The organism is Agrobacterium sp. CGMCC 11546, assembly GCF_013365515.1.
Lineage (GTDB): Bacteria > Pseudomonadota > Alphaproteobacteria > Rhizobiales > Rhizobiaceae > Agrobacterium > Agrobacterium fabrum.
The window spans coordinates 126,704-139,719 of sequence record NZ_CP047389.1 but is presented as its reverse complement, the minus strand read 5'-3'; the positions used below and the strand labels follow the sequence as shown (position 1 = coordinate 139,719).

The 13,016-nt window shown below is 60.0% G+C and carries 8 protein-coding genes and 3 pseudogenes; 8 read left to right on the top strand and 3 right to left on the bottom strand.

What is annotated here, in order from left to right:
* Positions 1-259: 259 nt before the first annotated feature.
* Positions 260-1,306 carry an IS110 family transposase gene (locus GSF67_RS23985; protein ID WP_006316076.1) on the bottom strand — a complete coding sequence of 349 codons (1,047 nt, stop codon included), beginning with the start codon at positions 1,304-1,306 and terminating at the stop codon, positions 260-262.
* Positions 1,307-1,581: 275 nt separating this feature from the next.
* On the opposite strand from GSF67_RS23985, the pseudogene GSF67_RS26325 reads away from it, so the two are divergent.
* Positions 1,582-1,694: pseudogene (locus tag GSF67_RS26325) on the top strand (transcriptional regulator); the annotation flags it as partial.
* A 36-nt stretch (positions 1,695-1,730) separates the two neighbouring features.
* Here the strand turns inward: GSF67_RS26325 and GSF67_RS23980 are convergent.
* The gene (locus tag GSF67_RS23980; RefSeq protein WP_006316074.1) at positions 1,731-2,708 is read right to left on the bottom strand and encodes an antitoxin Xre/MbcA/ParS toxin-binding domain-containing protein; all 978 of its coding nucleotides are present in this window, start codon (positions 2,706-2,708) and stop codon (positions 1,731-1,733) included.
* A gap of 737 nt (positions 2,709-3,445) precedes the next feature.
* Between GSF67_RS23980 and GSF67_RS23975 the strand changes: the two genes are divergently transcribed.
* The 4 genes and pseudogenes from GSF67_RS23975 to GSF67_RS23960 all read left to right on the top strand — a co-directional run.
* Positions 3,446-3,625, top strand: a complete 180-nt coding sequence (locus GSF67_RS23975) for a hypothetical protein (protein ID WP_128822102.1) — start codon at positions 3,446-3,448, stop codon at positions 3,623-3,625.
* 175 nt (positions 3,626-3,800) lie between these two features.
* On the top strand, positions 3,801-4,736 hold the full coding sequence (locus tag GSF67_RS23970; protein WP_035216896.1) for a DUF3991 and toprim domain-containing protein: 936 nt from the start codon (positions 3,801-3,803) through the stop codon (positions 4,734-4,736).
* Between the two features lie 131 nt (positions 4,737-4,867).
* Positions 4,868-5,473: a DUF1419 domain-containing protein gene (locus GSF67_RS23965; RefSeq protein ID WP_006316600.1), complete on the top strand. Its 606-nt coding sequence runs from the start codon at positions 4,868-4,870 to the stop codon at positions 5,471-5,473.
* 98 nt (positions 5,474-5,571) lie between these two features.
* A pseudogene (locus GSF67_RS23960) lies at positions 5,572-9,618 on the top strand (DEAD/DEAH box helicase family protein); the annotation flags it as partial.
* Between the two features lie 141 nt (positions 9,619-9,759).
* Here GSF67_RS23960 and GSF67_RS23955 read toward each other — a convergent pair.
* Positions 9,760-10,659: an AraC family transcriptional regulator gene (locus GSF67_RS23955; RefSeq protein ID WP_006315290.1), complete on the bottom strand. Its 900-nt coding sequence runs from the start codon at positions 10,657-10,659 to the stop codon at positions 9,760-9,762.
* A 98-nt stretch (positions 10,660-10,757) separates the two neighbouring features.
* Here GSF67_RS23955 and GSF67_RS23950 point away from each other — a divergent pair, with 98 nt between their 5' ends.
* From GSF67_RS23950 to GSF67_RS23940, 3 genes and pseudogenes are all read left to right on the top strand, one after another.
* Complete coding sequence (locus tag GSF67_RS23950; protein ID WP_006315291.1) at positions 10,758-11,516, top strand: SDR family oxidoreductase; 759 nt, start codon at positions 10,758-10,760, stop codon at positions 11,514-11,516.
* A gap of 39 nt (positions 11,517-11,555) precedes the next feature.
* Positions 11,556-12,086, top strand: a pseudogene (locus GSF67_RS23945) (alpha/beta hydrolase family protein); the annotation flags it as partial.
* 581 nt (positions 12,087-12,667) lie between these two features.
* Positions 12,668-12,976 (top strand): DUF736 domain-containing protein, encoded by a 309-nt coding sequence (locus GSF67_RS23940; protein WP_006315295.1) that lies wholly within the window; start codon positions 12,668-12,670, stop codon positions 12,974-12,976.
* Positions 12,977-13,016: the final 40 nt, after the last annotated feature.

The window sequence follows — 13,016 nt, the reverse complement described above, 5'->3', positions numbered from 1 at the left end:
AGTTCGGCTAGCTTACTTCAGTGGTGCATATTGGCGTTCAACGTCTATTCGCGGCCCGCGCTTCTCTCCGGGATCGGCACTCGGCCCTCCCATAATGGGGTCCAGTAGATGATGTGGTCCAATCTATGCTGCATTCTGATGACGGATCATCGAAATAAACGCCGCCACGAACTCACATCACCATCGTCCGCGAAGGACGTCTTCCGCCGCTACGCGGAACCCTGGTTTTGTATCTCTCGCTCGCCTCTATGGCTGACCGTCATACCGCTGCGGTTGAGGCATTGTCCTCCCTCGTCCAGCGAAACTCCGAGCCATCCACCCACATGCGGTGCATGACGACAGCGAGACGGCGTGCCAATGCCACTTTGGCCTTCTTGCTGCCATGCCGCTTGGCAATGTTCATGGCCCATGCCTTCAGCCAGCACCATTTCACTACGCGCGTCATCATCGACTGGGCGGCCTCATAAAGCAGCCTTCGCATCATGGCATCTCCGCGCAGAGAGACGTGACCGACCCTGCTCAACTCACCGGATTGTTTCAGTACGGGCGTAAGACCCAATATCGCTCCGACTGATCGAGAATGACGAAACCTGCCGGGAATGTCGATCGTCGAGACATAGGCGAGGGAGACGATCGGTCCGACGCCAGGCACCGTCATCAGCCGCCTACAAACCTCATCCTGCTTCGCCTCGGCTAGAACCCTCTTGTCGAGTTTTGCGAGACCTTCTCGCAACTTGCGTCGTCCCGCTAGCAGTGGCTCCATGATTTCCGCCAGCTCGGCGTCGTTTTTGACAAGCTCGAGTATTTTTACCTCAAACGAGCCGCCCGAGGCCTGACCGACCTTCAGTCCAAAGTTGCGCAAGAGTCCGCGCATCTCGTTCTCCATGTCGATCGCTTTTTCCTGCAGCAACGATCGGGCTGTTAGCAAGGCGCGGCGCTTCTGGCTGGTGAGCGTCTTCACATGAACGTCCTTGAACAGCCCGACCCGCATCATGTGGGCAATTCCGCGAGCATCGTTCCGATCGCTTTTATTCTGCTGAAGGGCATCCAGGAACGCTTTGGTGTGCCGCGTCTCGATGCAGAATACCGGGAAGCCAGCTTTTGCCAGTCCTTCGAACAGCCATTGCGACAACGGTCCTGCCTCAACGCCCACCCTTTCCAAGCTGAATGCCGGATCACTCAGGATGGCAACGAGGTCCTCCGGGTGAGAGACCACCTTCCGCTCCCGGCATAGCTTACCCCTTTCATCGACGATACAGACGCTCGTTTCTTTCACCGAGACATCGAGGCCAGCATAGTGTTTCATGACTGCGCTCCTCGGCATGATATTTGTGTCAGGTTACGACACCACATGTTTTATCATCAGCAGGTGCGCTGTCTCTCCCCTTCCGAACGGATGAGATGGGCACGAAGCCGATTAGCCCATCTATGCTGAAAGCTCCGATGCTCTTCAATGTCTTCTTTGCATGGGCGAAAAAGAAGGCGGCCCCTGAGGGCCTCCGGTGCTTTAACGCCGGACTATTTCTCAAGGGCGGCGAACCAGTCGGCGTAGGGAGTATTCTTTGCCATGTGCCGGTATAGAAGGCGCCGGGACTTGATCCAACCATGGCGGCTTAACGGCTTGGTGGGAGGAATATGGAAAGACGATACCCTCGCAGACGAGCATGCCAGGCCGCAAGTCAGACGAGTCCTAAAGCGCACTGAAGGACGAGCCGATCCCGCCCGTGGGATCAGGATTTCGAGGAGAAATCATCCTGCTCGCCAGCCTTGTCGAGTTGCTCGTGTATATAGGCCTCAATGTAATCAAAAACTGCGACCGCTCCGGCATCCGTCTCGATCAGATCGATCGGGCGACGGCCGCCGAGATGTGTGCTGTCTCTACGCGCCCATTTCAGGACTTCGCCTTCAGTACGTAGCACCGGACGGGCCATCTCCAGCATCCTCGCGAGATGATGCGGTTTCGCATACCATGAGTGCGGTTTGATGCTGGCGCGCCGACGGCCGGGGACGACATCCGGCAATTGTGACGCCCGCAACTCGTCATCGGAGATATGCCGCCTGACCCAATGGGCAAGCTTCGCTAACGACACGTTCGCCTCGCGCTCGATATCTCCGGTCGCGCCGACTTTGCGCGTCGGGATCACCAAGCCGCGAATGATGTGTGGGCAACGCGCCTGCAATATCTCCAACGCCGGGGTGAGGTCGGTATCGTTAGTGACGAGGACCACCTGATCGACGTCGCCGCTCAAGGCGTCGTCGTAGAGATGAAGCGCCAGATTCACATCCGATTGCTTCTCCTCGAGCTTCCAGACCTGGATCTTGTCGCAATCGCGTGGCCAGCGCTTTGGATCGTCGGCTGGAACAATATGCTGGTTGGCCTTATAGAGTGAATAATTGCCCATCACGAAAGACAGCCGACCACCGCAATGCGTGGTCAAGGCGTTGTGATATTGGGCCTGCGACGATACGGAATCTTCACCTTTGGCCGCGCTTTCGATGATCTTTGCGGTGAAATACTTGATCGCGCAGTCCGGATGGAGTGTCATCGTTGCCGGCGCGGCGTCTGGCACCGGCCGGTAGAGGATCGACGGCAGAATTTGCGTTTCAAACAAGGTCAGGACGTCGAGCCATTTGAAGGCGGTCTTGCGAAGGCAACCATAATAGAGATTGTAGCCATCGATGTAGACTCTTGTTCGTAACGCTGGCACTCCTTGCTCCCAAGACATAAAAAAACCGGCTTACGCCGGCTTTTTCCCCCAACCGCCCGGAGCGCATGTCTCTCAGGATGCTGGGTTAGTTGTTAGCTCTCAACATAGAGTTGGATGGCCCTTTAGTCAACCGATATTGACGGTCACTCACGCGCTGAAACGCCCGATTTCGCGGTAAATTCAACTGAAATGGGCATGCCTCGGGAAATCTTCAACTGAGTGACGCAGCCCTCCGCGGGTAGTGAATCCGAGAAGGGCCGCCGCCCGTACCGGTCCGCCGCGCTCTATGCGAAGGGCACGGAGCCGGCCTGGGCCGTCTCCGCCGATCTCGGCAACGATCGCTCGTCCGGCGGTTGCTCACGTCTCTGGCAGTGAGTCCCTCCTGGGCCGCACCGCTCTTTCCGCCCCATGACGTCGACATCGCCCTAAAGGGCCACCCCTCGAGAGACACGGGGATTCTCGGACCAATCTTCCCTTCATTTAGGAAATCGCAGTCGGCTAGCCCGGTGAGGTCGTGCGACGAGATCGAACAGAAATCCTCTCCACCCATCGGCGTTTCCAATCCCGCTCTCTTGTCTGGCATCCCTAATCCAGTCCCGTCCTTGACGGTCAACCCATAAGGGTTCGCTAGCGAGCTGCGACCTCTGCGGCTGCGCCTCCGAAGTGACCGCGGTCGTGACTGGCTCGAACGGGCGCCATCGAGCGGGGATCGGCCCCGCCAACGGATGGAGCCTCACATGTCGGATCTCAGCCTCGCACAAAACCACGCATTCGATCTTGCCCGGACGCTGATGGTCCCGGTCACCCTCTTTGAAATCGATGGACAGATCGGCGTCATGCCTTCCGCCGAGTATGACGGCGACGAAGACGCCATCATCAACGAATATGACCCATTTGCCTACGGATCGGCTCATTGAGCCGATCTCCCCTTCGGAGGGAGGCGTGCCGCTTGCGCTGATGCGCGCGCAAGGGAGGCTTCGCCGCGACCTTGTCCGGCAGATCTGCACGTTGCGAACCGCGCCCTTGCGCGCTTCCATCTTCGCGGCCTGGGCGCTGCCAGTCCGAAAAGTCAGGAAAGCTAGAGGAAGTGATATGGAAAAGAAGGACATCGAAGAGCTGCGTACCCGGGTGGGCTGCGCAGCCGTCCTTGAGTATGAAGGCTTCGCGATAGACCGAAAAGAGAGCACGCGCCGAGCGGTCAAATTCCGGCGCGACGACGACATCGTCATTGTGATCCACGATGACAGGGGATGGTTCGACGCCCGATCCGAAGCCAAGGGCGACGTTTTCGCGCTCGCAAGTTATCTCCATGGGATCGGCTTTACCAAGGCCTTGGCGGTGGTCGGCGATCTCATCGCGTTTCAGCCCACCATGCCGACCTGGGAGAAGCCTCTTCATCAAACGCAACCAATGGCTTCGGTTGCTGACCGATGGCACCACCGAAAACGCCCTTGGCGCGCGTCCGCGACCTGGACCTATCTCCAGCAATGCCGGGCGCTGCCATGGCAGGTCATCTCTGCGGCGATCGAGGCAGACGTTCTTCGGGAAGGCCCATATGGCTCGATGTGGGCCAGCCATGTCGATACGGCTGGTGCCGTCATCGGCTGGGAGGAACGCGGTCCGGACTGGCGCGGGTTTTCCACCGGTGGCGCCAAATCGCTGTTCCGGTTCGGTAAGGACAATGCTCGTCGAATTTGTGTGACGGAGGCTGCCATCGATGCGCTCAGCCTGGCCGCGATCGAGCAGACAAGACCGGACACGCTCTATGTCAGCACCGGCGGCGGCTGGTCGCCACTGACCGCTCAGGCATTGGAGACCTTGGCCTTCGGGGAGGGTACGTGGCTTGTGGCGGCAACCGACAACAATGTGCAGGGAGAAGTTTTTGCCGATCGTCTGCGTCAGATGGCGGATAGTGCCGGTTGCGATTTCTGGCGGCTGAAGCCGCGATGTGAAGACTGGAATGAGGATTTGAAGGAGAGGAGGAAGAGAGGAGAGCTGCCGCATACGCGGACAGCGCATCAATGGTGAAGCTGCCGCCCGCCTGACGGCGGCCCTTGACCCGCTGCCCGCGAGGCGCCGGCTGAGGAGGGGTAATCAAAGGACTGAAAGGAGAGGTCGATCAGGCTTCGCTTCAGTCGCAACCCTTAAAGGAGCCGCAGATGTTCGTTTCCCCAGCAATCCGTAAGGTATTTGAAGGCGTCGCCAGCCGCCACGAAATGTACGCCCTGTTCAATCGCCATAGCCAGTCGCCGTTCAACGATGAAAGGATGAACGGCACGCGATATGTCGGCGAGTGGTTTGAGATATCCGAAGCCGATCACGACCACATGTTCGAAATTCTGCCGCCGCTGTTTTACCGCGGCGACATGTTCGCCATGCGGGAGTTTCTGGCCGCCAGCGTAACCAGCGTGTTCTTTGCGCTGACGATCGATGATCGGTCCCGATGGTTTCATGGCTATTGCGACCTGGGCGATCGCCAGTCGCCCGACCGGATGCGGTCCGAGATCATCGCCCGCGGATCCCGTCCGGTGCGTGCGATGAACCGACAGGAAAAGCTCGATCATATCTGGAGCGCGACCGGTCCGGATTTTCGTGGTTATGCCGACGCCCGCTTTCCGGCCGACTTGCGCAATCGCCAGATCGTGCTCGTCTATCCCTCGGCTCAGGGGAAGATCTGGAAGCTCCTCGACGATCTGACCGACGAGGAGATCGCCGCCAAGCTGCCGGTGCAGTTCCGCCTCCTGCCCGAAACCATCGCTGCCTGACGGCATCCTTCACTTCCAAACCTCCACCATCCGCATCCTGGCACAGCCGCACCCTACGGCGAGTGTGCCTCGGCGCGCCCACTCACAGGAGTTTTCCAATGGCGCATGACGATCCTTTCACCATCGACCTCTTCGGCAATACAGCTTTCTCATCCGGCTTCGATCTCGGTGTGCCGGGTTTCGCAGCAAAGTTCGGGGCCGATATCGACCCGCCGCCATCGACGCCGGCGCCAGCCGCTCCTGTCCACAAGGAACCGAAGCCCAAAGCGCAGATGCGGACGAAGGTTGATTTTCGGCTGGAGGGTTCTCGCGGTCTCGCAAAATCCTGGCGCGATCGGGCACGAGACAATATCGCCGCCATCCTGCTGGCGAACGAGATCGAGCGCCAGGGCCTGCCGGCTCGTCCTGACCAGCAGGCCAGATTGATCAAGTTCACCGGCTTCGGCGCGTCGGACCTGGCCAACGGCATATTCCGGCGTCCCGGCGACGAGGCATTTTGCAAAGGTTGGGAAGAGCTCGGCGGCAATCTTGAAAGCGCCGTCGCGGCAGGGGAATACGCGTCTCTGGCGCGCTGCACGCAATACGCCCACTTCACGCCCGAGTTCATCGTCCACGCCATCTGGGAGAGCTTGATCCGCATGGGGTTCAAGGGTGGCCGGATCCTGGAGCCGGGTATCGGGACGGGCATGTTTCCGGCACTGATGCCGGAGACGCTCTCGAAGGTCAGCCACGTTACCGGTGTCGAGCTCGATCCGGTCACCGCCCGGATCGTCCGGCTGCTGCAACCGCGGGCAAGAATACTCAATGGCGATTTCGCGCGGACGCAGTTGGCGGATCATTTCGATCTGGCGATCGGCAACCCGCCGTTTTCTGACCGGGCGGTGCGCAGCGACCCGGCCTTTCGCTCCCTCGGTTTCCGGCTGCATGACTATTTCATCGCCAAGGCCATCGACCGGCTGAAGCCGGGCGGGCTTGCCGCCTTCGTCACCTCGTCTGGCACCATGGACAAGGCCGACGCTCGCGCCCGAGAACACATCGGCGGCATGGCCGATCTCGTTGGCGCCATGCGTCTGCCCGAGGGCAGCTTTCGCGCGGATGCCGGCACGGATGTGGTCGTCGATATTCTGTTCTTTCGAAAGCGCCGGGCCGATGAGCAGGCCGGAGACAATACCTGGCTCGATCTTGCAGATATCGACGTGGCAGACGAGGGCGGTCGCGTCCGTATCAACAGGTGGTTCGTCGATCATCCCGACATGGTGCTGGGATACCATGCGGTTACGTCAGGTCCATTCGGCGAGACCTATAGCTGCCAGCCGACATCTGACGATCTTGAAACGATTTTAGACGCTGCCATCGAACGGCTTCCTGCCAACATCTACGACGGTGAGGCACCCACAATCGACTTCGAGCTTGAGGATGAAGTGGTGGATGCGATGGCCGAGCGGCCTGACGATCCCAGGGTGCGCGAGGGAAGCTATTTCATCGGCAAGGCCACTACTTTGATGCAGGTGTTGGACGGCGTCGCTGTTCCGGTCGAGGTCAGGAAAGGTCGCAGCACCCACGGCATCTTCGCCAAGCATGCGCTGATCATCCGAAAGCTGATCCCGATCCGCGATGCGGTCCGGCTCATTCTCAAGCTTCAGGAGCGCGACCAACCCTGGCAACAGGCGCAGGTCTCGCTGCGGATCGCCTGGTCTAGTTTTGTGCGGGAGTTCGGGCCGATCAATTTTACCTCCATCTCGGCATCGGAAGATCCGGAAACCGGTGAAGTCAGAGAGGTCCATCGCAGGCCCAATCTGGCGCCCTTCCTTGACGATCCCGATTGCTGGCTGGTGGCCTCGATCGAGGACTATGATCTGGAGACCAACACCGCAAAGCCCGGACCGATCTTTACTGAGCGCGTCATCGCACCGCCACCGGCACCTGTGATCACCTCGGCATCAGATGCGCTCGCCGTGGTTTTGAATGAACGCGGCCATGTCGATCCGGAGCATGTCGCCGAACTTCTGCACCGCGACGTCGCTGACGTCATCAACGAACTGGGGGAGGCCATCTTCCACGATCCGTCCGATGGCTCTTGGCAAATGGCCGATGCCTATCTGTCCGGCGCGGTTAGATCGAAGCTTACCGTTGCCCGCGCGGCTGCGGACCTGGATCCCGTCTTCGCGCGAAACGTGACAGCGCTGGAGCGCGTCCAGCCGACCGATCTCCGGCCCTCGGACATCACCGCCCGCCTCGGCGCCCCGTGGATCACGGCCGACGATGTCGTCGCCTTCGTGCACGAGACCATGGACGCCGAGATTTCCATCCACCATCTGCCCGAACTGGCGACCTGGACGGTCAATGCCCGACAGCTGGAATGGTCGGCAGCCGGCACCACCGAATGGGGAACCCATCGCCGCCATGCCGGACAGCTTCTGTCGGATGCGCTCAACTCGTCCATACCGCAGATCTTCGACACGGTCCGCGATGGCGAGACCGAGCGCCGGGTGCTGGACACGGTGGAGACAGAAGCCGCCAAGGAAAAGCTTACCAAAATCAAGGCCGCCTTCCAGTCCTGGATCTGGTCCGATCCGGATCGCGCCGACCGCTTGGCGCGGGTCTATAACGACACGTTCAACAATATCGCCCCGCGATCCTTCAACGGCGATCATCTCCGGCTTCCGGGCGCTTGCAGTACGCTTTTTCTTTACGGTCATCAGAAACGCGGCATCTGGCGGATCATTTCGGCCGGCGCTACGTACCTTGCTCATGCCGTTGGTGCCGGCAAAACGATGACCATGGCCGCCGCCATCATGGAGCAGCGCCGGCTCGGGCTGATCAACAAGGCGATGCTGGTCGTGCCCGGCCATTGCCTCGCTCAGGCCGCCCGTGAATTCCTCGCCGTTTACCCCAATGCCCGCATCCTGGTCGCCGACGAAACCAACTTCGTCAGGGACAAGCGTCATCGGTTCCTGTCACGTGCGGCGACGGCCAACTGGGATGCCATCATTATCACCCATTCTGCGTTTCGGTTCATCGCCGTGCCATCGGTCTTCGAAGCGCAGATGATCCAGGATGAACTGGAGCTCTACGAGGAGCTTCTGGTCAAGGTCGACGCCCAGGATCGGCTATCGCGCAAGCGCATCGAACGCATGAAGGAGGGGCACAAGGAGCGGCTTGAATCCCTCGCGACCCGAAAAGACGATCTGCTGACCATCTCTGAACTCGGCATCGACCAGATCATCGTCGATGAGGCGCAGGAATTTCGCAAGCTGTCCTTTGCCACCAACATGTCGACGCTGCGCGGTGTCGATCCGAACGGCTCGCAGCGGGCCTGGGACCTGTTCGTGAGGTCCCGCTTCATCGAGACGAAGAACCCGGGCAGGGCGCTGGTGCTGGCGTCCGGCACACCGATCACCAACACGCTCGGCGAGATGTTCTCGGTGCAGCGGATGATGGATCCGATGGCCCTATCCGAGCGCGGCCTGCACGATTTTGATGCCTGGGCTTCGACCTTCGGCGACACCTCGACCGAACTCGAACTGCAGCCATCGGGCAAATACAAACCGGTCACGCGCTTCAGCCAGTTCGTCAACGTACCAGAACTGATCGCCATGTTCCGATCCTTTGCCGACGTGGTGCTGCCCGCCGACCTCAGGACCTATGTGAAAGTCCCCGATGTCTCAGGTGGCAAGCGCCAGATCGTCACGGCCGAACCGACGGTCGCGTTCAAAGCCTATCAGAAGCAGTTGGACGCCCGGATCAAGGCGATCGAGATGCGCGATGGCCCGGCCAAGCCCGGCGACGACATCCTGCTTTCGGTCATCACCGACGGCCGCCATGCGGCCATCGATCTTCGCCTGGTCGATCAAGCCATGGGCAATGAGACTGCCAACAAGCTGAACGCGCTCGTCGTCAATGCCCATCGGATTTGGCAGGAAACGGGCCCGGTTGAGTTTCGCCGCAAGGACGGCAAGCCGTTCGACCGGCCGGGGGCTGGCCAGCTGATCTTCTCTGATCTCGGCACTATCTCCGTCGAAGCCACCCGTGGCTTTTCCGCCTATCGCTGGATCCGGGACGAACTCGTTCGCTTGGGTGTGCCGGCGTCGGAAATCGCCTTCATGCAGGATTACAAGAAGTCCGACGCCAAGCAGCGGCTGTTCAGCTAAAATCATATTGCATGATTTTTGATCAGGCCGCACCTGTTTTTTGTGCAGTGCAGCTATGCATCGGCGGCGGTTTGGAATTTTTTGAAAGGCAACCCGCTAATCAGCAGCGCCTTATCCGCTGTCGGATGGGGATCCTCACGCAGCAGCAATTCCGCGTGAGTATGCACCAGGCGGCATTCCTACATGCCGGCTGAAGGCGACACTGAAGGCGCTTGCCGAGCCATAGCCGACGCGTTGGGCGATCTCCGCCAGGGCGACATCGTCGCGAAGCAACTCCTTTGCCAGCGCCATGCGCCAACCGGTCGCGTATTCCATCGGCGCGACACCGACCTCTTTTCGAAAACGATCGAAAAAGGTTGATCGCGACATCGCGGCATCTCGCGCGAGTGTCTCAACCGTCATGCTGTGACCGGGGTCCGCATGGATACGGCGCAAGGTCGGTGCCAGAAGCGGATCGGCCATACCGCGAAGCAGGCCGGGTGGAGCCGTTGCACTTGCCGAGGATCGCAAAGCTTCGATCAACAACACCTCCAGAAGCCTGTGGAGCACCATTTGACGCGCGGTACGGTCGGCCCTTGTTTCATCGTTGATCATGTTGACCAGTGTCATCAGCCGCGCTTCACCATGGACATGGATGACCTCCGGAAGGAGCGATACAAGGAGGGCTTTGTCGTCTGTGCCGAACGCACAATGACCAACCATCGCCTTGATATCGCTGGGCGCGTCGGGATCTCCAAGCCGGAAGACACCTGGGCTTGTCTCCAGACGTTGTGCAAGGGCGCCCCGTGGCGGAGGCTCAAGGCTGCTCATCGTGAATGAGAAGATCTTCGGAACAAGCACGAAGTCTCCGGCCTTCAGCACCATCGACTGGCGGCCGGAGATCGTCATCAGGCAACTGCCTTCAACGACGGCGCAGTAAAACGGGCTGCCGAGTTCCGTACGCTCGACGAGCCAATGGCCGCCGCCGGTCACGAGCTTCGATATCGAAGGACTCGGTTTGAGCAGGGAAACGACTTCAGCAACTGGATCGGTCATATCTCGGACTTCTGCTAAATGTTCTTGGACATACGCATATAGCAAGTCCGGTCTGCTTCGTCCATCTTCTGGCAAGTTAATCGTCAGGAGACAAGACCATGCCAAACATCCTCATCACCGGTTGCTCATCCGGCTTCGGCCTCGCCATCGCGCAAAAATTTGTGGCGGAAGGATGGGACGTGGTCGCAACCATGCGGACCCCGCGGACCGATCTGCTGCCCCCCAATGAAAGGCTCAAAATCCTCGCGCTGGACGTGACCAATGCAGATAGCATCGCGAATGCGGTCGAAGCGGCCGGGCCAATCGACGCCCTGGTCAACAATGCCGGCGTCGGTATGCTCAATGCCCTCGAAGGCGCGGAAATGTCTAAAATCCGCGAGCTGTTTGAAACGAACGTGTTTGGCACTATTGCAATGACCAAAGCCGTCCTTCCGCAAATGCGCACGCGTCGCTCGGGCGCTATTGTCAACGTCAGCTCCACCGTCACTCTTAAGCCGGTACCGGCACTTTCCGTCTACAGTGCCAGCAAGGCGGCACTTAACGCTTTCACAGAGAGCATCGCTCTGGAGGCGGCTTTGTTTGGAGTGCGTGCGAAACTCGTTCTCCCGGGTTCTGCGCCGGCAACCGGGTTCGGAAAGAATGCCGTCGCCCGTATGGGAGTGGATATCCCCGAGCCGTATAGCGCATTCGTCCACGACTACCTGACAACGCTGCGCTCGAACACGAAGTGCACAACGCCGGATGAGGTGGCAGACGCCGTCTGGCGTGCGGTAACTGACCCGCAGGCGCCGATGAAAATTCCCGCCGGCGCCGATGCGCAAACCTGGTTCCACGAGGCAGGCCATGCAACGGCCTGAATGACCATCTGGACATCGCCAATCGAGGAATACCTGACCATGAACAACCTGATCGATCTCGCCGACCATATTCCGACGCCGGAGGCCACGCTCACCGTGGCCTATTCCCCAATTCGCCTTCCCATGCCCGGCCGCCAACCTCTGGAATTGCGTCTGACAGCACCGGCCACCGGCGACAACCTTCCCATCGTGCTGCTCTCGCATGGGTTCGGCCCATCCAACTACATTCCGTCGAAAGACGGTTACGCCCCGCTGGCCCAGTTCTGGGCGGAAAGGGGTTTTGCTGTGATCCAGCCGACGCATGCGAGTTCGCGCGTCGGTGGCTTGCCTTCGGATGCCCCCGGCGCGCCGTTCTTCTGGCGCAACCGCGTCGAGGAGATGAAGGCCATTCTAAACCAATTGCCAGAGGTGGAACGGCAGGCACCCACCGTCGCTGGCCGGATGGATCATTCGCGTATTGGCGCGGCCGGTCATTCCTTTGGCGGACACACCGTTGGGCTGCTTCTTGGCGCGCTGCTGAATGGTGAGGATTTCTCCGATCCACGCATCTCGGTCGCCGGATTGCTCATCTGACTCGGCCGTTCACGATTTACCTGAGCGGTTCATCGGCAAAGCCATCGAGCGGCACGACGCACTCGTTGGTCGTCTAGCCGGTGAATTGGCTCGGCTTCGGTTGGGAATAAGGCAATCGTCCAGCGGGCTTCGGGACGCCATCCAAACGTGGCTCCGCAATCAGCTATGCGAGGACGTGCGGCGGTCCATTCCGGAAATCTCCGACATATGGGCGTTGGCTTAATCCATACGGTCGGGTTTTTGGGGGCTACGCGCCAATTCCTGTCAGTCACCGCCAGATGATGCCATTGCACTATCCCTTGGTCCGTCAATAGGCCAAGTCCACTGCGGTCTCGAAGGGGCATGTCTGACCAAAGACCGCCTCGCGATGCTCGTCTCGATCGGCATCCGCAACGGCCGGATCGTTTTCTTCCCCTGTGCGCTGAAGCGCCCATTCCTCGCGAGGCAAGAAAGCCTCTCCCTGGCCGTCCTCCACTGGCGTTCCGGCCTTTCAGGTGCGGGCCGATCGTCCCCGGTCCTATCGACTGCCATCGAGACCGCGATGGACGCGGCCCGAACAACCGAAAAGGAATACGACAATGGCAACCATCGGCTCTTTCACCACTTCCGGCAACGGCTTTACCGGCACCATCAAGACCCTCAACCTCAACGTCAAGGCAACCATTCGCGCCGTCGAGCGCACCTCGGAAAAAGGCCCAGATTACCGCGTCCTCGCGGGTACCTGCGAATTCGGCGCAGCCTGGAAGAAAACCTCGAACGAAGGCCGCGACTACCTCTCGGTCAAGCTCGACGACCCGAGCTTCCCGGCCCCGATCTACGCAACACTGATCGAGGTCGAAGGCGAGGAAGGCCTCTTCCTCATCTGGTCCCGGTCGAACCGGGACTGAGACTGGATGCCCCGCCTGCCAAGGCCGGGCTCTCCACCTC

Excerpts from the sequence above, each read along its gene's own strand:
- GSF67_RS23970 (WP_035216896.1), top strand. The coding sequence starts at position 3,801 with ATGGAAAAGAAGGACATCGAAGAGCTGCGTACCCGGGTGGGCTGCGCA.
- GSF67_RS23985 (WP_006316076.1), bottom strand. The coding sequence starts at position 1,306 with ATGAAACACTATGCTGGCCTCGATGTCTCGGTGAAAGAAACGAGCGTC.
- GSF67_RS23955 (WP_006315290.1), bottom strand. The coding sequence starts at position 10,659 with ATGACCGATCCAGTTGCTGAAGTCGTTTCCCTGCTCAAACCGAGTCCT.
- GSF67_RS23975 (WP_128822102.1), top strand. The coding sequence starts at position 3,446 with ATGTCGGATCTCAGCCTCGCACAAAACCACGCATTCGATCTTGCCCGG.
- GSF67_RS23950 (WP_006315291.1), top strand. The coding sequence starts at position 10,758 with ATGCCAAACATCCTCATCACCGGTTGCTCATCCGGCTTCGGCCTCGCC.
- GSF67_RS23940 (WP_006315295.1), top strand. The coding sequence starts at position 12,668 with ATGGCAACCATCGGCTCTTTCACCACTTCCGGCAACGGCTTTACCGGC.
- GSF67_RS23965 (WP_006316600.1), top strand. The coding sequence starts at position 4,868 with ATGTTCGTTTCCCCAGCAATCCGTAAGGTATTTGAAGGCGTCGCCAGC.